At 63.8% G+C, this 19,842-nt stretch carries 22 protein-coding genes; 18 read left to right on the plus strand and 4 right to left on the minus strand.

Features of this window, described 5'->3' with window-relative positions; genetic code table 11:
* Positions 1–124 precede the first annotated feature (124 nt).
* Positions 125–439: an accessory factor UbiK family protein gene (locus AB4136_RS30245; RefSeq protein ID WP_024925405.1), complete on the minus strand. Its 315-nt coding sequence runs from the start codon at positions 437–439 to the stop codon at positions 125–127.
* Between the two features lie 89 nt (positions 440–528).
* Here AB4136_RS30245 and lgt point away from each other — a divergent pair, with 89 nt between their 5' ends.
* From lgt to AB4136_RS30285, 8 genes are all read left to right on the plus strand, one after another.
* Positions 529–1,431 (plus strand): prolipoprotein diacylglyceryl transferase, encoded by a 903-nt coding sequence (lgt, locus tag AB4136_RS30250; RefSeq protein ID WP_051504762.1) that lies wholly within the window; start codon positions 529–531, stop codon positions 1,429–1,431.
* Positions 1,428–2,528, plus strand: coding sequence for a class I SAM-dependent methyltransferase (locus AB4136_RS30255; protein WP_137901379.1), 1,101 nt, complete (start codon positions 1,428–1,430; stop codon positions 2,526–2,528). The genes lgt and AB4136_RS30255 overlap by 4 nt, the downstream gene beginning before the upstream one ends.
* 11 nt (positions 2,529–2,539) lie before the next feature.
* Entirely contained in the window at positions 2,540–3,412 is an 873-nt protein-coding gene (locus tag AB4136_RS30260) for a phosphotransferase family protein (protein WP_024925408.1), read from the plus strand.
* A 124-nt stretch (positions 3,413–3,536) separates the two neighbouring features.
* Entirely contained in the window at positions 3,537–4,334 is a 798-nt protein-coding gene (gene pgeF, locus AB4136_RS30265; RefSeq protein ID WP_137901380.1) for a peptidoglycan editing factor PgeF, read from the plus strand.
* Complete coding sequence (locus AB4136_RS30270; protein WP_024925410.1) at positions 4,334–5,485, plus strand: M24 family metallopeptidase; 1,152 nt, start codon at positions 4,334–4,336, stop codon at positions 5,483–5,485. The genes pgeF and AB4136_RS30270 overlap by 1 nt, the downstream gene beginning before the upstream one ends.
* A gap of 58 nt (positions 5,486–5,543) precedes the next feature.
* Positions 5,544–6,179: a hypothetical protein gene (locus tag AB4136_RS30275; RefSeq protein ID WP_024925411.1), complete on the plus strand. Its 636-nt coding sequence runs from the start codon at positions 5,544–5,546 to the stop codon at positions 6,177–6,179.
* A 134-nt stretch (positions 6,180–6,313) separates the two neighbouring features.
* Positions 6,314–7,249, plus strand: a complete 936-nt coding sequence (locus AB4136_RS30280; protein ID WP_024925412.1) for a ribose-phosphate pyrophosphokinase — start codon at positions 6,314–6,316, stop codon at positions 7,247–7,249.
* Between the two features lie 240 nt (positions 7,250–7,489).
* Positions 7,490–8,533, plus strand: coding sequence for a GGDEF domain-containing protein (locus AB4136_RS30285; protein ID WP_051512044.1), 1,044 nt, complete (start codon positions 7,490–7,492; stop codon positions 8,531–8,533).
* Between the two features lie 49 nt (positions 8,534–8,582).
* Here AB4136_RS30285 and AB4136_RS30290 read toward each other — a convergent pair whose 3' ends face one another.
* The gene (locus tag AB4136_RS30290) at positions 8,583–9,347 is read right to left on the minus strand and encodes a sulfite exporter TauE/SafE family protein (RefSeq protein WP_024925414.1); all 765 of its coding nucleotides are present in this window, start codon (positions 9,345–9,347) and stop codon (positions 8,583–8,585) included.
* A 48-nt stretch (positions 9,348–9,395) separates the two neighbouring features.
* Positions 9,396–9,842, minus strand: a complete 447-nt coding sequence (locus tag AB4136_RS30295; protein WP_024925415.1) for a hypothetical protein — start codon at positions 9,840–9,842, stop codon at positions 9,396–9,398.
* A gap of 215 nt (positions 9,843–10,057) precedes the next feature.
* Between AB4136_RS30295 and AB4136_RS30300 the strand changes: the two genes are divergently transcribed.
* Positions 10,058–10,648 carry a TetR/AcrR family transcriptional regulator gene (locus tag AB4136_RS30300; RefSeq protein ID WP_024925416.1) on the plus strand — a complete coding sequence of 197 codons (591 nt, stop codon included), beginning with the start codon at positions 10,058–10,060 and terminating at the stop codon, positions 10,646–10,648.
* Between the two features lie 8 nt (positions 10,649–10,656).
* Here AB4136_RS30300 and AB4136_RS30305 read toward each other — a convergent pair whose 3' ends face one another.
* Positions 10,657–11,490 (minus strand): AraC family transcriptional regulator, encoded by an 834-nt coding sequence (locus AB4136_RS30305; RefSeq protein WP_024925417.1) that lies wholly within the window; start codon positions 11,488–11,490, stop codon positions 10,657–10,659.
* 108 nt (positions 11,491–11,598) lie between these two features.
* Between AB4136_RS30305 and AB4136_RS30310 the strand changes: the two genes are divergently transcribed.
* The 9 genes from AB4136_RS30310 (at position 11,599) to AB4136_RS30350 (ending at position 19,386) form a co-directional block, all read left to right on the plus strand.
* Positions 11,599–12,831 (plus strand): MFS transporter, encoded by a 1,233-nt coding sequence (locus tag AB4136_RS30310; protein WP_137901381.1) that lies wholly within the window; start codon positions 11,599–11,601, stop codon positions 12,829–12,831.
* Between the two features lie 224 nt (positions 12,832–13,055).
* The gene (locus AB4136_RS30315; protein ID WP_024925419.1) at positions 13,056–13,694 is read left to right on the plus strand and encodes a 50S ribosomal protein L25/general stress protein Ctc; all 639 of its coding nucleotides are present in this window, start codon (positions 13,056–13,058) and stop codon (positions 13,692–13,694) included.
* Positions 13,695–13,721: 27 nt separating this feature from the next.
* On the plus strand, positions 13,722–14,465 hold the full coding sequence (pth, locus tag AB4136_RS30320) for an aminoacyl-tRNA hydrolase (RefSeq protein WP_024925420.1): 744 nt from the start codon (positions 13,722–13,724) through the stop codon (positions 14,463–14,465).
* Positions 14,466–14,552: 87 nt separating this feature from the next.
* Positions 14,553–15,656, plus strand: a complete 1,104-nt coding sequence (gene ychF, locus AB4136_RS30325) for a redox-regulated ATPase YchF (protein WP_024925421.1) — start codon at positions 14,553–14,555, stop codon at positions 15,654–15,656.
* Between the two features lie 9 nt (positions 15,657–15,665).
* Complete coding sequence (locus AB4136_RS30330) at positions 15,666–16,463, plus strand: APH(3')-II family aminoglycoside O-phosphotransferase (protein WP_024925422.1); 798 nt, start codon at positions 15,666–15,668, stop codon at positions 16,461–16,463.
* Positions 16,464–16,623: 160 nt separating this feature from the next.
* Positions 16,624–17,598 carry a magnesium/cobalt transporter CorA gene (gene corA, locus AB4136_RS30335; protein WP_137901382.1) on the plus strand — a complete coding sequence of 325 codons (975 nt, stop codon included), beginning with the start codon at positions 16,624–16,626 and terminating at the stop codon, positions 17,596–17,598.
* A gap of 92 nt (positions 17,599–17,690) precedes the next feature.
* Positions 17,691–18,155: a MaoC family dehydratase gene (locus AB4136_RS30340; protein ID WP_137901383.1), complete on the plus strand. Its 465-nt coding sequence runs from the start codon at positions 17,691–17,693 to the stop codon at positions 18,153–18,155.
* Positions 18,152–18,619: a MaoC family dehydratase gene (locus tag AB4136_RS30345; RefSeq protein WP_024925425.1), complete on the plus strand. Its 468-nt coding sequence runs from the start codon at positions 18,152–18,154 to the stop codon at positions 18,617–18,619. The genes AB4136_RS30340 and AB4136_RS30345 overlap by 4 nt, the downstream gene beginning before the upstream one ends.
* A 134-nt stretch (positions 18,620–18,753) precedes the next feature.
* Positions 18,754–19,386: a LysE family translocator gene (locus AB4136_RS30350; protein ID WP_024925426.1), complete on the plus strand. Its 633-nt coding sequence runs from the start codon at positions 18,754–18,756 to the stop codon at positions 19,384–19,386.
* Positions 19,387–19,842: the final 456 nt, after the last annotated feature.

The raw sequence follows: 19,842 nt of genomic DNA on the forward strand, positions 1-19,842 counted from the left end.
CCCAATTTTTTGGGACGGGCCATTCGCATGTGGACAGCGAGAGTCACAAAGAGTCACACGCGCCCTGTAAGCGATTCACGACAAAGCGCTTTTTCAGGCGGCGGGTTGTGGAAAGATTTAACGATTATTTTTTTGCGCGCGGCTTGGCGCTTGTCGTCGAAGCCGGCTTTTCGGCCTTGTCGCCAGCGGAACCCGCCAGTTGGGCCTCGAGTGCCTCGATCCGCGCCGCCAGTTTGGCGTTCTCTTCGCGCGCCTTGGCGGCCATGTCGCGGACAGCGTCGAACTCTTCGCGCTGCACGATCTCCATGGAATTCAGGAGCCGTTCCGCCTGCGCGCGGAAGGCGGTTTCCACCTCGCGGCGCACGCCCTGCGCGGCGCCGGCCGCGTCGGTGACCAGCTTGGCGAATTCATCGAGGATGCGGTTCGGTCCGGTCGACATGGCAAAACCCCTGTTGTCTGCTTTGACCTAATGAGCCCCTTGCCAGAATGCAAGGTTGCTCCGCCTTGACCCTGCCAAAAGCCTGCCCCATGGTCCGCGCCCGAACGCGACCCGCATGGGAGATTTTCTTGAGCGACCTGCTGCCGCTTGCCGCCCTGTCCTTTCCGAACATAGATCCGGTCATCTTCCAGATCGGGCCGTTTTTCGGCTACGGCCCGCTGAAGGTGCACTGGTACGGTGTCGCCTATGTCGTGGGCATACTGTTTGCCTGGTGGTATGCGAAGCGCCTTATCACCAACACCCGCCTTTGGCCTGAAGGCAGACTGCCCATGAAGCCCATCGACATCGACGATTTCGTTGTCTGGGCCGCCGTCGGCATCGTCGTCGGCGGGCGTCTGGGCTACGTGCTTTTCTACAATTTGCCGCGTTATCTCGCCAATCCGATCGAGATTTTCTACCTCCAGGATGGCGGCATGTCCTTCCATGGCGGCATCACCGGAACCATCCTGGCGATGCTCTTTTTCGCGCGGTCGCGCGGCATCCATGTCTGGTCGCTGTTCGACGTGGTGGCTGCCGGCGTTCCTGTCGGCCTCGGCCTCGGCCGGCTTGCCAACTTCATCAATTCCGAGCTCTGGGGCCGGCTCTCCGACGTGCCGTGGGCGGTTGAATTCCCGACCGGCGGGCCGTTCCCGCGCCACCCCAGCCAAATCTACGAGGCATTGCTCGAAGGCCTCGTGCTCTTTCTGCTGTTGCGCTTCCTCACCCATTCCCGATTGAAGCTGATGACGCCCCGCTTCGTCTCCGGCGCATTCGTTACCGGCTATGGCCTGTCGCGCATCTTCGTTGAATTCTTCCGCGAGCCGGACCGTCAGCTTGGCTATCTGTTCGGCGGCTGGCTGACCATGGGCATGGTCCTGTCCGTGCCGATGGTGCTGATCGGCATCTGGTGCATGGCCACGGCCAGGCCGGTCACGCACACACAGCCGGCATGACCCGGCTGAAGCGCCGCATTGTCGAACTGATCGGAACGGTCGGCCCTATTCCGGTCAGCGAATACATGGCGCTTTGCCTGTTCGACCCCGAAGCGGGTTATTACACCACGCGCGAGCCCTTCGGCGCCGGCGGCGACTTCATCACCGCGCCCGAGGTCAGCCAGATGTTCGGCGAACTGGTCGCCGTCTGGCTCTACCAGACCTGGCAGGCCGCCGGCGCGCCGATGCCGGTGACGCTGGCCGAAATCGGGCCGGGACGCGGCACCTTGATGAAAGACATGCTGCGCACGCTGACGCGCCTCGATGCGGATTTTGCCCGCTCAGCGTCCGTCGCGCTGATCGAGACCAGCCCGCGGCTGCGCGACGTGCAGAAGGCGACGCTGGCCGGCGTATCTGATGCCGTGGAATGGCACGAGACGGTCGCGTCTCTGCCCGAAACGCCGCTGTTGATCGTCGGCAACGAACTCTTCGATGCCATTCCGATCTGGCAATTCGTGCGGACCGCCGACGGCTGGCGCGAGCGCATGGTGGGCCTCGACGCGAATGGCGAACTCGGCTTTTACGCGGGTGCTGCCTCGCTCGATCCTTCGCTGCTGCCGCCCGACGCGGACACCGCGCCAGCCGGCGCCATTGTCGAGATCGCCCCGGCCCGCTCGGCACTGATGCAGACGATTGCCGAGCGCATCGCCGAACATGGCGGCGCCGGCCTGTTCTTCGACTACGGTCATCTGCAGCCAGGGGTCGGCGACACGCTGCAAGCACTGCGCCGCCACGATCACGAGGATGTGCTGGAGAGCCCAGGCGAAGCCGATCTAACCTCGCATGTCGATTTCGCAGCCCTTGCCGTCTCGACACGCGCGGCCGGCCTACATTCCGATTTCACCACGCAAGGCGCCTTCCTGCTCAGCATGGGTCTGCTGGAGCGCGCCGGCAGCCTCGGCGCCAATGCCGACAACACCACGCGCGAGCGCCTGTCGGGCGAGGTCGAACGCCTCGCCGGCCCACAGGCGATGGGCGAGCTGTTCAAGGTGCTGGCAATCGCGCATGAAGACATCGTCCTGCCGGTGTTCCACAGCCAGGTCGATCAACCGGAATAAGACCGCCAACGATGCAGGAAACCGAACTCGATACGCTGAAGGCGACCATCCTCGCCCACTTCCCCGATCTGGCCGAGGCTCGATTCAGCCTGCTGACCAACGGGTTCGATTCGGTCGCGGTGGATGTCGATGATCGGCTGATCTTCAAGTTCCCACGCCACGAGACCGCCAGGCAATCGCTGGTGCGGGAGGTCAGCCTCCTGTCCGTCATCCGTCCTGCCATCGCCATGCCGGTTCCGGATATCCGCCTGGTCGACGGACCACCGATCTTCTCGCATCATGCCAAGCTGAAAGGTGACTATCTGGAAACGCCGTATTATGCGCGCCTGTCTGAGCCCGCGCGTGATGATCTGGCAAAACAGCTCGCGCGTTTTTACGTCGACCTGCATGGCCTCGACATGGAGAAAATGAAGGCCGCCGGTGCAACACCCGTCGAAGCCTGGATGGAGCCCGACGAAGTCCGCGAAAGGGCGCCGCCGCTTCTGTCGGGCGAATTGAAAGCCCATGCCGAGCGGATCATTGCGTCGTGGGCCGACCTTCCGCCGGATCCCTGCGGGATCACCTACGGCTTCTTTGATGGCCATGGCTGGAATTTGGCTTTCGATCAGGAAACCAGCCGCCTCAGCGGCGTCTATGACTTCGCCGATTCCGGCTTCGGCTCGCTGCACCGCGATTTTGTCTATTCGAACTTCATTTCCACCGACCTGACCGAGCGCATCGTCACCAACTACGAAGCCTTGTCAGGGCGCGTGCTTCGGCGCGAACGCATCGAGGTGCTCACCGGAGCGCACCGCTTGTGGGAGTTGGCGGCAGCCGTGGACGATCCACCACGAATCCCTTTCATGATGGATCATTTCGCATATTGGGTGACCACGCTACGTTGAGCCTTGCGGCAATCGCGCCACCGATCGCGATTGACTTCGTCCCCCGCCCTGCCCCACTGTCCGCGCTTCGAACCGTCGACCGCGGCGTCTTGACGAATCCTGCCCTGGCGAAGACAAAGCACGCATGCTGGACAAAATGATCCCGGACCCGCTCCGGTCACCGATGCTCGAAAAGGCGGCGGCGCAAGGCATCCGCCACGGCTATTTCACGCGGGTCGGTGGCGTATCGGGTGGCATCTATCGCGGCCTCAACATCGGCGCCGGCTCCCAGGATGATCCGGAATTGGTGCGCGAGAACCGCCGCCGTGTCGCCGATTGGATGGGCGTGGCCCCGAACCATCTGCTCAGCGCCTACCAGGTCCATTCGCCCGATGTGGTTGTCGCGCGCGAGCCGTTCGCAGGCGAACGGCCGAAGGTCGACGCCATTGTCACCGACCGCCCGGGCATCGCCATTGCCGCCACCACGGCCGACTGTGGGCCTGTCCTGTTCGCTGATGGCGCTGCCCGCGTGGTTGGTGCCGCCCATGCCGGCTGGAAGGGTGCTTTCACCGGCGTGCTCGAAAACACCATCGCGGCCATGGAAGGCCTGGGCGCCAGGCGCGAAAACATCGTCGCGGTGCTTGGCCCGTCGATCAGCCCGAGAAATTACGAAGTCGGTCCCGAATTCATTGCCCGCTTCGTCGAGGCGTCCGCCGACAATGCGCGCTATTTCGCGCCGTCCGGCAAGGCCGGCCATGCACTGTTCGACCTCAACCGATACACGATCGATCGGCTCGTCCAGGCCGGTGTGACCGCGCATGGCCTCGATCGCTGCACCTACGCGGAAGAAGACCTTTTCTTTTCCTATCGCCGCACCGTCCACCGCAATGAGCCGGACTACGGACGTCAGCTGTCGGCGATCGTCTTGGAGGACCACGGCTGATGGCGCTGCATTTCGAACGCTCCGAATTCGACGCGCGCCGCGACCGGCTGATGATCGAGATGGCCGAGAAGAAGCTCGACGCCGTGCTCCTGTTCGCGCAGGAGAGCATGTACTGGCTGACCGGCTATGACACGTTCGGCTTCTGCTTTTTCCAGTGCCTAGTAGTGAAGGCGGACGGCTCGATGGTGCTTCTGACCCGCTCCGCCGACCTCAGGCAGGCGCGGCACACCTCCACCATCGAGGACATCGTGGTGTGGACCGATCGCGCCGACGCCAACCCGGCGATCGACCTGCGCAACCTTCTCAACAATCTGGACCTGCTCGGCGCCCGCATCGGCGTCGAATACGACACGCATGGCCTGACCGCTTACAACGGCCGCCGCCTCGACGAGCAGTTGCAGACCTTTGGCCAGATCGCCGACGCTTCCGGCGTTGTCGGGCGGCTGCGCCTGTTCAAGAGCCCGGCCGAGATCGCCAAAGCCGAAAAGGCGGCCGCCCTGGCCGACGACGCGCTGGATGCGGCGCTGCCGCTGATCAAGCAGGGTGGCGACGAGGCGCAGATCCTGGCCGCCATGCAGGGCGCAGTGTTTTCAGGTGGCGGCGACTACCCCGCCAACGAATTCATCATCGGTTCCGGGCCGGACGCGCTGCTGTGCCGCTACAAGGCCGGGCGCCGCAAGCTCACGAAGAACGACCAGCTCACGCTCGAATGGGCCGGCGTGTTCCATCATTATCACGCGCCGATGATGCGCACGATCCTGACTGGCAAGGTCTCCAAGCGCCATCAAGAATTGTTCGACGCGTCGCGCGCCGCGCTCCTCGCCGTCGAAAAGGCGATGACACCCGGCAACAGTTTCGGCGACGTCTTCGACGCGCATGCCCGCACGCTGGAAGCGCACGGCCTGACGCGGCACAGGCTCAACGCCTGCGGCTATTCGGTCGGAGCTCGCTTCACGCCGTCCTGGATGGATATGCCCTTGTTCTACCAGGGCAATCCCGAACCGATCGCGCCAAATATGACGCTGTTCGCGCACATGATCATCATGGATTCGGAAACCGAGACCGCGATGACGCTGGGCCGGACCTACCTCACCACCGAATCCCAGCCGAAGCCGCTTTCGCGCCATGATCTCGACTTGATCGTGCGGTGAATCGATGCCGGGAAGGGCGACAGGGCCGTTCATACGTCACCGAGGAGTCCGTCTGCCGATGAGGCGATCGTGCCTGACCACCGCGTCGTTGCTCGCGGCGTTGATCCTGTCGGCCTGCAACAGCGCCAACGACACGCTGCAGCCCGGCAAGGCCGCGCCGGGCGCCCAGCCCCCCGCCCAAGGCCAGGCCGCGGCGACACCCACCTCGCCGGCTCCCGCAACATCGGCGACGGGAATAACCGCGCCGCAACCCGGCGTGCCTGCAACCGCCGGCACGACGCCCACAGTATCGCCGGCGCAGACCGCTGCGGTGCTCGGCAAGATGCGCCTGCAGATCGCCCCGATCGTCGGCGCCTCCGTCGAGGCGGCCACGCCGCTCACCCAGCGTCTGGCGGCCCGCGCCAAGGAAAGCGGCATCACGCTGGCCGGCAGCGCCAACCAGACCGCGACGCACGTGCTCAAGGGCTATTTCTCGACCATCACCGAGGGCAAGGACACCACCGTCATCTATGTCTGGGACGTCTACGACCCGGCCGGCAACCGGCTCCACCGGATCAACGGCCAGCAGAAGGCGCCTTCGGCCAAGGGCGCCGAGGGATGGGCCGCCGTCCAGCCAGCCACGATGCAGGCGATCGCCGACCAGACCATCGCGCAATTGACCAATTGGCTCGCCGGCCGCCCCGGCGGATCCTAGCCGGCTTCGTGCCACGCGCCTTTCCCCAGGGTTAAGCCTTTGTTGGGATTCAGCTGCGGATTCGCCAATACGACGCTTGCAATACCGGCGAGGGCCGTTAAAAGCCCCATAAACTCCACCACCAGGTACGGTGCATGAAACTCTTCGCGGGCAATTCCAACAGGGTGCTGGCCGAAGGCGTCGCCCGCTATCTCAACATTCCGTTGGGAAAAGCCAGCGTCAGGCGCTTCGCCGACCAGGAGATTTTCGTCGAGATCCAGGAAAACGTGCGCGGCGAGGATGTCTTCATCCTGCAGTCGACGTCCTATCCGACCAACGATCATCTGATGGAACTTCTCATCATGATCGACGCCTTCATGCGCTCGTCGGCCAAGCGCATCACGGCGGTGCTTCCCTATTTCGGCTATGCGCGCCAGGATCGCCGCGCCTCGGGCCGCACGCCGATCTCGGCCAAGCTGGTCGCCAACATGATCGCCCGCGCCGGCGCCGACCGCGTTTTGACGCTCGACCTGCACGCCGGCCAGATCCAGGGCTTCTTCGACATCCCAACCGACAACCTCTTCGCGGTCCCGGTCATGGCCCGCGACGTCAAGGCCAAGTACAAGCAGCTCGGCAACGTCATGGTGGTGTCGCCCGACGTCGGCGGCGTGGTTCGCGCCCGCGCGCTCGCCAAGCGCATCGACGCCCAGCTCGCCATCGTCGACAAGCGGCGCGAACGGCCGGGTGAATCGGAAGTCATGAACGTCATCGGCGACGTGCGCGGCAAGGACTGCCTGCTCATCGACGACATTGTCGATTCCGGCGGCACGCTGTGCAATGCGGCCGACGCACTGCTCGCCAATGGCGCCACCAGCGTCACCGCCTACATCACCCATGGCGTGTTGTCGGGCGGTGCGGCAGCCCGCATCTCCGGCTCGCAATTGCAGGAACTGGTGATCACCGATTCCATCCAGCCGACCCAGGCCGTCATCGATGCGCACAACATTCGCGTCATCTCGATCGGCGACCTGATGGGCGAGGCGATCTCGCGCACCGCGACGGAAGAATCGGTCTCCAGCCTTTTCGACTGACACGTGAAGTAACGCGCCACAAACCGCGCAATCCCGAATTGCGAAGACCCGCGAGCTTGTATTAGATGTTCCCTAAGTAAGGGGATACTTCTGGATTCGGGCTTCGCATTGCTTACCGGCAATACAAGTAACGTCCCGGGGAGTTTCGAGGGCCTTGTCTCTCGGGCCCTGCTTTGGCTGAGCTCGACGGGCACGCCAGACCCGCCTGAAGTCAGACGCCGCCTGGTGCAGATCACGTTCATGCGCAAGGCCGCTTACGTGATCTCGCTGATCTGCGTCCTTTCGGCGGGCACCGCCGTCATCGCGCTTACAGGGCAGACCTGGGCCTATTTCTGGATGGCGGCCGAGTTTGCCATCTTTGTCGCCCGCATCGGCATCGTCACTGCGGTCGAACGAAAGCCAGATCTCGACCCCGAAAAGGCGATGTATGTGCTCATGCTGGTTGCCATGGCATGGGCCGCCACCTTCGGTATCGGCGCCTATCTCTGCATCATGAGTGGGAACACCACCCTGATCGCGCTGGCCAGCATATTGGCGATGGGCGGTATCGGCACGGTCGCCTCGCGAAACGCGGTGACCCCGCGACAGGCGGTACTTTTGATGTGCCTGGTGGCGCTGCCCTATGTCGTCGCCGCGCTGACCTCGCCCACCGCCGGGATGTTCGTCGTCAGCTTCTTCATGCCCTTCTACACCGCCGCCATGATCGCGATGATGGCTCAGAACTACGACATCACCATACGCATGATCCGCGCCGAATACCTCAATCGCCAGCTCGCGATGACGGATGTGCTGACGGGGCTGCCCAATCGAATGTTTCTCGACGACGAGCTCGACAGGCTGTGCGCGGCGATCGGCCGAGGAGAAAAGGCGAGCGGGTTCAGTCTGCTTTACATCGACCTCGACGGCTTCAAGGCGGTCAACGATATCCGTGGCCACGCCGCCGGCGACTTCCTGTTGAAGGCCGTCACGCAGCGCCTCGCTCGCACGGTTCGGGAAGGCGACAGCGTCTGCCGGCTCGGCGGCGATGAATTCGTGATACTCCTGCCGAGAGCAGGCGCTGTGGAGGCAGCCTCCCTGGCGGATAGGATCATCGGCGCCGTTGCCCGCCCCTTCGATATCGATGTCGGCGAACTCGTGCGCATCGGCACCAGCATCGGCAGCGTCACCGCGCCCGCCGACGGCGACACCCCGGCCTCCTTGATCGGCAATGCCGACATGGCTCTTTATGCCGCCAAGGCAGCAGGCAAGGGAACCCATCGCGCGCATGCCGCAAGCAGTGTGTGATTGTCCTGATCCGGATCAGTCGGGGCCGCACGACAGCAGCCAATCCCGCCTAACGCAGCAGGCCGTCCAGCAGCGGCAGGCTGATCAGCGCCGAAAGTGCGATCAGCCCGAAGCACAGCCGGCGGAAGGTCTGTTCGCTGGCTATGCCGAACATATGCGCGCCGAGCCACAGCCCCAGCCCGTAGGCAGGCGCCGCAATGACAGCGAGCGCGGCGATCGGCGCTGTGATGAGGCCGCCCCAGAGATAGCTGACCGCGGTGATCGCCGAGGAAATCGCAAAATAGAGAATGATGTTGGCCCGAACCGTATTGCCCGCAAAAGCGCCGCCCAGCCAGTAGGCCACGACCGGCGGGCCGCCGACCTGCGCCGCGCCCGAGAAGACGCCGGAGATCGCCCCGACCGCCACGGTGAGCGGAGCTCTCGGACGACCATGGTAACGCCAGCCCGACATCAAAAGGAGAAGAAGCAACACAACGATGGCGATGATCGACCAGCGGATGACGAGCGGGTCGAGATGCGCCAGTGCATAGGTGCCGAGCGGCACGCCGACGAGCGCGCCCAGCGCCATGACGAAGACATTGGTTTTGTCCGCCAGCCGCCACGCGCCGGGAACGAACCCCACCGTCATCACCCCATCCACCACCAGAAGCAGCGGCGCCGCCACCTTGGGGCCGATCACCGCGCTGGCCATCGGGACAAAGATCAGCGCCGCGCCAAAGCCCGAAAAGCCGCGCGCCAGACCGGCGATCAGGGCGATGAGAACGATAGCGAGGATGGCCTGGGTTGAGGTGCCGGCCAAAAGGGAGTGGAGCATTTTGTTATCGAAAGACTGAATTCCCGCTGTTTCTAGCTGGTTCCTGCTCTACCGGACAGAGCCCGGGCCGAAAGCGACAACTATTGCCTCGGCCGCTTGCTTGAATCGGACGCTCAGCCCCTCGGGTTCCCCGCTTTGGCGGCTTGCCTTCGCGCCCTCGCCCATCAGGATCAGCAACTCCGCGGCAGTATCGGGTCGCAAAAGCCCCGCACGCGCGCAAAGTTCAGCCAACCCGTCGCGATAGGTTTTTGGGTCTTTCCCGACCATCCTGTTGATGGAACGGTCGTGCTTGCCCGGTCCAATGACGCTGCCGGCGAATTCGCAGCCATCGCTTCGAACATCCTCAGCCACCTGGTCGATCCAAGTCCCAAGCTGCGCCAGAGGGTCTCCCGGACGCAGGGCATCCAGGTCATCCCAAAGCCAATCGGCATTTTCGATCGGTCGTTGAAGGGATCGCCCAATGACATCGGTGTGTAGCGGAATTTCCAGGGACATGGTCTGACCTCGGATGTTGTCAGTCGAACGTGCGCCTCTCTGGAGGCGGGATGCTTTCCAGCTGCGCCACGGAGCATTTAGGCGTCGACCCCACGCTGGTTTCCCAGGCGTGTTGCCAATTCAGCAAACTCTTGCTGGCCGTCGCGGCTTATCGTAAGAGGAGATGTTCTCCGGTTATATACGGAGATATCCTCCGCATAGCAAGGATTTTTTCAATGGTTCGTCAGAGCGAACCCTCCGCCCCCCGGAAGCCGAGAGCAGATGCCGAGCGCAACCGCATCCGGCTGCTTTCTGTCGCCAAGGTGGTCTTCGCGGAAAAAGGCTCGAATGCCAGCCTCGACGAGATAGCGCGCCGCGCCGGTGTCGGCGCCGGGACCCTCTACCGTCACTTCCCCAACCGCGATGCGCTGGTCGCAGCGATATACCGCAACGAGACCGAGCAACTTGTTGCGGCAGCGGACCGTCTCGTGAAGGAGCACGCGCCTGTCGAGGCACTGCGCTCATGGCTTTTGCTGTTCGTCGACTACATCACCACCAAACACGGAATGCACGAGCTGCTCCAACCTGTGCTCAGCGGAATGTCCGACCTCCAATCGGCATCCGTGACGCAGATGCAGCAAGCAATTTCAGGGCTGATTGAGCGAGCCGTTGAAAGTGGGGACGTTCGCCGAGATCTCGATCCCCGCGACCTGATGTTCGCGCTTGCGGGTGCGGCTAAATTCGGCGCGGGATCCGACGGCCTGCAGGCTGCCAGACGGCTGGTCGACATTCTGATAGCCGGTGTCCGAACGCCCTCGAAATCCTAGATTTCGCCTCACCCCACCTCCCTCGCCCCGCGCAGATACCCTCTCGGCGACGTACCCAGCATGCGCTTGAACATGGTGGTGAAGGCCGGCACGCTGTCATAGCCGAGATCGAGCGCGACGCGGGTGATCGGCTCGCCATCGGCCAGCCTGGGCAGCGCCGCGAACAGCAGCGCCTGCTGGCGCCAGGTCGACAGCGACAGGCCGGTCTGGCGGTGGAAGACGCGGGTGAAGGTACGCCGGCTCATACCCACCGTCTCCGCCCAGTCGTCGATCGTCGCATGAGGCGATGGCTCGGCGACGAAGCGACGGCAAAGCGTGGCGATGCGGGCGTCGGCCGGAAAAGGCAGGCCGAGCGGCCGCTCCGGCATGGTCGGGATCTCGTGCAAGAGCAGCGCCATCAAAAGCGCCGCCCGTTCGCTGGGAGGCTGTTCAGTCGGCAGGGTGACGGCCTCGATGATCAGACTGCGCATCAGGTCGCTGACGCCCACCACGCGCAGCCGTGTCGGCAGGCCCTCGACGGCATTGGGCGCGACATAGATCGACCGCATCGAGACATTGCCCAACATGTCCACCGCGTGCTCGATGCCGGCCGGGATCCACATGGCGTGGTCGGGCGGCACCATCCAGCGCCCATATTGGGTTTTCACCAGAACCACGCCGGCCAGGGCATGCAGCAACTGGCTGCGGTTGTGGTGATGGTCCGGCACCGTATAGCCGTCGGGATATTCCGACGGCAGCGCCACGATGAGGTCGCGCACGCGCTCCAGCCACTCCAGACGTTCCCTGTGCAGCTTGTAGAGTTGCTCGACCGGCGCTTCCCGGTAGGAGACGCTCATTGGCATGGCATTGGCCCACTTGCGTAATAAATGGACCAAACCACGAAAGAAGTAGGGTGACAACGGGATTATAAGCTCCCGCGCGGCAGCCTGCCGCAGACATACCCAAGGAGCATGATCTTGACCGATACCGCAGCGACGGCCGGTCGCGCGACCGCAGCGACCACCACAGCCTTCACCGTCATCCTGGCAGTGAGCTTTGGCCATTTCATCAACGACATCATGCAGTCGCTGCTTTCGGCCATTTATCCGCTTCTTAAGGACAATTATCGCCTCGATTTCTGGCAGATCGGCCTTTTGACCTTCACCTTCCAGGTCACCGCCTCGCTGTTGCAGCCGGTGGTCGGCATGGTCACCGACAAGCGGCCGATGCCCTTTTCCCTGCCCTGGGGCATGGCCTCGTCGCTGGTCGGGCTGATCGTGCTCGCCTATGCCGGCCATTATTGGCTGCTTCTGATCGGCGCCTCGCTGATCGGCATCGGCTCGTCGATCTTTCACCCGGAATCGTCGCGCATCGCCAGGCTGGCGTCTGGCGGCAAGCACGGCCTTGCCCAGTCGCTGTTCCAGGTCGGCGGCAATGCCGGCCAGGCGATGGGCCCGCTGCTGGCGGCCTTCATCGTCGTGCCCTTCGGCCAGACCAGCATCTCCTGGTTCGCCATCGGCTCGCTGATCGGCATCATCGTGCTTTGGCAGGTCGGCAACTGGTACATCCGGTTCCGCAAGGCGAGCGGCAATCGCCCGGCAGCCACCCATGTGTCGCCCTTCCCGCGCAACCGCGTCGCCTGGGCGCTGGTCATCCTCACCGTGCTGGTGCTGTCGAAGAACGCCTATATCGCCAGCCTGTCGAGCTACTACACCTTCTACACCATCCATAAGTTCGGCGTTTCGGTGCAGATGTCCCAGGTGCTTCTGTTCGCCTTCCTCGGCGCCTCCGCGCTCGGCATCCTGCTCGGCGGGCCATTCGGCGACCGCTACGGCCAGAAGGCGATGATCTGGTTCTCCATCGTCGGCGTCTTGCCGTTCACGCTGATCCTGCCTTATGCCAATCTGGAATGGACGGTGATCCTCACCATCCTGATCGGTCTCATCCTGTCCTCGGCCTTCTCCAACATCGTGGTGTTCGCGCAGGAATTGGTGCCGGGCCGCGTCGGCATGATCGCCGGCATCTTCTTCGGCTTCGCCTTCGGCATGGGCGGCATCGCCGCTGCTATCCTCGGCGTGGTCGCGGATGCCAAGGGCATCGACTTCGTCTACCAGATCTGCTCGTACCTGCCCTTGCTCGGCCTGCTCACCATCTTCCTGCCCAACATGAAGGAAGCCAAGGGCAAGGCCGCCAAGGCGGCATAGTCCGGCAAAGGCGGCCACGCTTGCGCGTTTGGCCGCCTTCCGCTATAGAGCCGCCACCCGCGTAGACACCCTTGGAGGCAACGCGGCTGAGGGCCGCCAGGCTCGCAAGACCCCAAAAAGCACTTTCCGGTTTTTGTGGTCGCGCACGGATGGCGGCTTTCGACATTTTCGGAGACCGGCACGCCGGGCACCGGAGATGCTCCAGCAACGCGAAAGGAAATGCCATGAGCCACGACACTTACGAGCTCAAGGCCGAGGCGCGCGAACAGGTCGGTAAGGGGTCCGCCCGTGAAGTTCGCCGCAACGGTAAAGTGCCTGCAGTTATTTACGGCGACAAGCAGCCTCCCCTGGCGATCGCCCTGTCCTACAAGGACATCTTCTACAAGATCCATGGCGGTGGTTTCCTGACCACGGTCGCCACGATCGATGTCGACGGTAAGAAGATCCAGGTCCTGCCGAAGGACTATCAGCTTGATCCGGTCAAGGACTTCCCGATGCATGTCGACTTCCTGCGCATCGGCAAGGACACCGAGGTCAATGTCGACGTTCCGGTGCACTTCATCAACGAAGAAAAGTCGCCCGGCATCAAGCGCGGCGGTGTCTTGAACATCGTGCGCCACGAAGTCGAGTTCCACTGCCCGGCCAATGCGATCCCGGAATTCATCACCGTGGATCTCTCCGGTGCAGACATCGGCGATTCCATCCACATCTCGTCGGTCAAGCTGCCGAAGGGCGTGAAGCCGGTCATTTCCGACCGCGACTTCACCATCGCCACCATCGCCGGTTCGGCCGCGATGAAGCCGGAGACCGAGGAAGCGGAAGCCGCTGCCCCGGTCGCTGAGGCCGCAGCCGAAGAGAAGTAAGTTTCGCCGCCCGGGAGCGCCGCAACCATGCTTGTGTTTGCAGGTCTCGGCAATCCGGGCGCGAAATATGCCAACAACCGGCACAATGTCGGTTTCATGGCGGCGGACGCTATCGCCCGCCGCCATTCCTTTTCGCCCTGGTCGAGAAAATTCCAGGCCGAGATCGCCGAAGGCAGGATCGGCGGCGAGAAAATACTTCTCATCAAGCCGCAGACTTTCATGAACCTGTCCGGCCAGGCGGTTGGCGAGGCGCTGCACTTCTACAAGCTCGAACCTTCGGCCGTCACCGTCTTCTACGACGAGATCGAACTCCCGGCCGGCAAGGTGCGTGTCAAGACAGGCGGCGGTTCCGCCGGCCACAACGGCATCCGCTCGCTCGACCAGCATATCGGCAAGGATTACCGGCGCGTGCGCATCGGTGTCGGCCATCCCGGTGCCAAGGAAATGGTGCACGGCCATGTGCTGGGCGACTTTTCCAAATCCGACCAGGAATGGCTGGACGTGCTGCTCCAGGCCATGGCCGACAGCGCCGAGCAGATCGCCAAGGGCGACGACAACTCCTTCATGAACCGCGTGACGCTGGCCCTGCGCGATAAGCTGCAGCCGACCGGACCGAACGACACGCCGCCGCCAAAGCCGCCGAAAGAGCCGGCCTCGCCCAAGGCGCAGAGCCATATCCGCCAGGCCAGGCCGCAGCAGCCTGCCGCGAAGCTTCCCGAAAGCGGGCCGATGGCGGCGATGCTGAAGAAGCTGTTTGGCAACAAGGACTGAGCCGCATAGGCCGAAAGGCTTGACGATCATCGACCCTTTCGCCCATAGCCTGAGCAAATTCTTAGTTCCCGATAGGACCACATCATCATGGGTTTCAAATGCGGCATCGTTGGGCTGCCCAACGTCGGCAAGTCCACGCTGTTCAACGCGCTGACGCGCACCGCGGCCGCGCAGGCGGCGAACTATCCCTTCTGCACCATCGAGCCGAATACCGGCGAAGTGGCGGTGCCGGATCAACGCCTGCGGAAGATCGCCGACGTTGCCAAGTCGAAGGAAATCATCCCGACGCGCATCTCCTTCGTCGACATCGCCGGCCTGGTGCGCGGCGCCTCGAAGGGCGAAGGACTGGGCAACCAGTTCCTCGCCAACATCCGCGAGGTCGATGCCGTCGTGCATGTGCTGCGCTGCTTCGAGGATGACGACATCACCCATGTCGAGGGCAAGATCGACCCGGTAGCCGACGCCGACACGGTCGAGACCGAACTGATGCTCGCCGACCTTGAAAGCCTGGAGCGCCGGATCGTGCAGATCCGCAAGCGCGCCGGCGGCAAGGACAAGGAAGCAAGCACCGTCCTGCCGATGATGGAAGAGGCGCTGAAGCTGCTGCAGGACGGCAAGCCGGCGCGCGTGCTGCTGAAAGGCATCGCGCCCGAGGATCTCGCTATCCTGAAGGGGCTGAACCTGCTCACCTCGCATCCGGTGCTCTATGTCTGCAACGTCGCCGAGGGCGATGCCGCGACCGGCAACGAACACACGCGCGCCGTCGAGAAGATGGCCGAAGCGCAGGGCGCCGGCACCGTGGTGATCTCCGCCGCCATCGAGGCCGAGGTGGCGCAGCTTCCCGATGCCGAGGAGCTCGAATTCCTCGCTTCCATGGGGCTGGAGGAACCTGGCCTCGATAAGCTGATCCGCGCCGGCTACGACCTCCTGCACCTGATCACCTATTTCACCGCGGGCCCGAAGGAAACCCGCGCCTGGACGATCGAGCGCGGCACCAAGGCGCCCGGCGCGGCCGGCGTCATCCACACCGACTTCGAGCGCGGCTTCATCCGTGCCCAGACCATCGCCTACAACGACTTCATCACCCTGGGTGGCGAAGTGGCGGCCAAGGAGGCCGGCAAGGCGCGTGACGAAGGCAAGGAATATGTCGTCCAGGACGGCGACGTGATGCTGTTCAAGTTCAACACCTGATCCGGATCGATGACGGCGCACGCCAGCCCTGAACTTGACCTTCCACCGGCTATCCGCGCGATGATCGCGGGCTATGCCTGGGACCGAGACACGCTTGGCCATTCGGATGCCGGCGTGTTCAGGCTGGAGGCGACTGACCGGCCCCGATTGTTCCTGAAAGTCGAGGAAAGTGGGGGCCATGCCGAACTGCCCGCCGAGGTGGAGCGCCTGCGCTGGCTTGCCGGTCAGGGCGTTGCCTGTCCCGAGGTGCTGGCTTTCGAAACCCATGCCGGCCGCGACTGGCTGCTGATGAGTGCCATGCCTGGGCGGGATCTGGTTTCGGCTGGCCCGCTGTCCGCCGAAAAGGCCATCGCCGTGATGGCCGGGGCGCTGCGTAACCTGCATGCGCTGGATATCCGTTCCTGCCCCTTCGACCACCGGCTCGAACACCGCATCGCCGACGCCAGGGCGCATCTGGAGGCCGGTCTCGTCGACGAGGAGGATTTCGACGACGAGCGCATGGGGCGCACGGCGGACGATGTTTTCGGCGATGTCATCGCCTTGCGACCCTCCAGCGAAGACCTCGTCGTCACCCATGGCGACGCCTGCCTGCCGAATTTCATGGTCGACGGCGACCGTTTCTCGGGCTTCATCGACTGCGGCCGCCTCGGTGTCGCCGACCGCTGCCAGGACCTTGCGCTCGCCTGCTGGAGCATCCACCATAATCTCGGCCCGCAATGGGTCGACCCCTTCCTTGCCCACTACGGTGCGCCGGACATCGATAGCGGCAAGCTCGCCTACTACCGCCTGCTCGACGAATTTTTCTGATCGCAGGCGCGTCTTTACGACCGTGACTGCAGCAGCCGCGGCGTCCGGTGGCCGTTGCGGCTTGACGCGGCCAGCCGCCGGGTCTATCGCGCCCTTGCGCCGACCAGCTTTCCCGGCCCGGCGTCCCCTCGAAACAGCCCTCGGCATGGGAGACCACGCGATGATCAAGGCCTTCGTCGTGGACAATGATCGGCTGCGCGTTGCCGACTACCTCGAAGAACAGCGCGACAGCATCGTCTGGGTCGACCTTTTCAATCCCACCAAGGAAGAAGAGACGGCCGTCGAGACGGTGTTCGGCATCGCCGTGCCGACCCGCGAGGAGATGGAGGAGATCGAGGTTTCCTCGCGCCTCTATGTCGAGGACGGCGGATATTTCATGACCGCCAACCTTCCCTCGCAGACCGAAGCCGACAAACCGGAAATGTCGCCGGTCACCTTTGCCCTCGCCAACAAGCGCCTCGTCACCGTGCGCTATCATGAGCCGCGCGCCTTCAAGACCTTCCCGCTGCGCGCCGAAAAGGTGGCGACCGGTTGCACCAGCGCCGACACCATCCTGGTCGGCCTGCTCGAGGCGATCGTCGATCGGCTGGCCGATATTCTGGAGAAGATCGGCCGCGACATCGAGACGATCTCGCATGACATCTTCGAGGCGACCGCCACCAGCGCCTCGCGCCGCAACCGCGACTTCCAGGAACTTTTGAAGAGCATCGGCCGCAAGGAAGACCTCGCCTCCAGCGTGCGCGACAGCCTGATCTCGCTGCAGCGGCTGGCCGGCTTCCTCGCCCATGCCGCCACGCAGACCAAGATGGGCAAGGACAGCCGCGCCCGCATCAAGACGCTTTCGCGCGACGTCGTTTCGCTGGCCGACCACTCCGCCTTCCTGTCGCAGAAGATCGGCTTCCTGCTCGACGCCACGCTCGGCATGATCTCGATTGAGCAGAACGCCATCATCAAGATCTTCTCGGTGGCAGCCGTTATCTTCCTGCCGCCGACACTGGTGGCATCGATCTACGGCATGAATTTTGAAACGATGCCGGAATTGAAATGGCAGGTCGGCTACCCGCTCGCCATCGGCCTGATGATCGTGTCGGCGGTACTGCCCTACTGGTACTTCCGCCGGCGCGGTTGGCTTTGAACGGGCAAACCGCTGCGCCAAGCCCGGCCAAGCCTTGCGGGACGGGGCGGCAGCGTTCAAAGTAATAGTACAAGCTTGAACGGGATTGCGCGATGACCGGCAAGAAATGGGCTTATGAGGATTTCGCCGAAGGCGCGGCGATCGATCTCGGACCCAAACATGTGACGGCGGCCGAAATCATCGAATTCGCCTCCGAGTTCGACTTCCAGCCGATGCATCTCGACGAGGAAGCCGGCAAGGCCGGCCTGCTCGGCGGCCTCTCCGCCTCGGGCTGGCACACATGCGCCATGTTCATGCGCATGATCTGCGACGCCTTTATCCTCGATTCCACCTCGCAGGGCGCGCCCGGCGTCGACTATGTCAAATGGAAGAAGCCGGTGCTGGCCGGCGACAGGCTGACCGGCAAAATCACCATCCTTGCCAAGCGTCTGTCCAAATCCAAACCCCGGCTCGGCTTCGTCACCATGCGCGCCGAACTGTTCAACCAGCGCGGCGAAACCGTGTTCGAACTGGAGAACACCGGCATGTTCCTGACGCGCACGGGAGCGGACGCATGAGCCTCGACGACTATCTCGGCATCGGCACCACCGTCACCCTCGGCTCGCACCGCTTCGAGCCCGAGGAGATCAAGGCCTTCGCCCGCAAATACGACCCGCAGATCTTCCATGTCGACGAGGAAGCCGCCAAGCACAGCCTGCTCGGTGGTCTGTGCGCGTCAGGCTGGCACACCGCCGCCACCTGGATGAAGTACAACCTGACAACGCCGAGACCAACCGGCGCGGTCTGGAAAGGCCCCGGCGCGGAGCCGGAATTCGGTCCCTCCCCCGGCTTCCGCAATCTGAAATGGCTGAAACCGGTCTTCGCCGGCGAGACCGTCACCTTCACCCGCACCGGCGTCGCCCATCGCCCGCTCGCCTCGCGGCCGGGCTGGCGGCTGCTGACAATCCTGTGCGAGGCCTTCGATTCCACCGGCGACAAGGTGATCGAGTTCGAAAGCTCGGTGCTGGTGAAGGCCGAATAGGCACTTTGAACCCGGCCCGCCGTCGCCTCCTGACACCAAGTTGTCAGGAGCACTACGCTATCTGATCGGCCATTGAAGAGGACGAAGGAGCGTCGTTGGGGCGCATCCATCTCGTCCCGCGGGGGATGTCGCCGATGGATGCCAGCGCCTTGTGGCTCTATTTCGTTCTGCTCGTCGGCATCATCGTCGTGCCCGGCATGGATATGCTTTTCGTGCTGGCCAATGCGCTCAGCGGCGGGCGTCAGGCAGGCATCGCGGCAACGGTCGGCATCATGCTCGGCGGCATCTGCCACACCATCTTCGGCACTGTCTTCGTCACCGGTCTGTCGACCCTGCTGCCGGTCGTCGCCCCCGTCATGATGGTGGCCGGCTCGCTCTACATGATGTGGATCGGCTACACGCTTGCCCGCAGCGCGATTTCCGTCGACACGGTCGAGGCGGCGGCGGCACGCCCGCTCGGCACGATCCTGGCGCAGGGCATGCTCACCTGCGTGCTCAACCCCAAGGCCTGGCTGTTTGTGCTCGCCGTCTACCCGCAATTCATGAAACCGATCTACGGCCCGATCTGGCTGCAGGCTCTGATCATGGGGACGATGACCGTCACCGTGCAGATGGCCGTCTATGGCGGCCTGGCACTGGCGGCGCTGCGCGGTCGCGATGCGCTGACCGACAACCACGCCGCCACCATCTGGATGGGACGCGGCGCCGGCCTGCTTCTGATGGCGGTCGCCGCCTTCACTCTGTTTCGGGCTGTCAGGGGGATGTGACGAGAGGGATATGACGGAGCGGCATCCCACGCCTTCGTCATTCCGGGCCAGCGAGGCGAAGCCGAGCGCCGACCCGGAACCCATTGAGCAGCACGGCCGGGACCTGGGTTCGCGTGGGCGGCGGTGAAAGATGCGGCGCCGGTTCGGCTGCGTGAACGGTTCAGGACGAGGACCGGGCCGTGCCAGACGATGAAGCGGCCAATGGGTTCCGGCTCTCGCTGCGCTCGGCCGGAATGACGGCGGCGCAGTCGCGTCGACGCGATGACGCGTTGATACACTTCTTCATCGCCACGCCCTGCTTTTCGCAGTCTGGCCATTGTCAAAAAACACTCCCCTTGAGGGAGGTGGGAAGCGGGGCGCCGGGTCGGTGCCTCACGCTATTTAGATGCTGGCGCCTTCCGGGCGCCCCGCCAGTGTTCTTGCCCCGGACCGACCTCGCCGTCGTTCGCGACGGCA

The organism is Mesorhizobium sp. 2RAF21 (assembly GCF_052115345.1).
In the GTDB taxonomy this organism is placed as follows: domain Bacteria; phylum Pseudomonadota; class Alphaproteobacteria; order Rhizobiales; family Rhizobiaceae; genus Mesorhizobium; species Mesorhizobium terrae.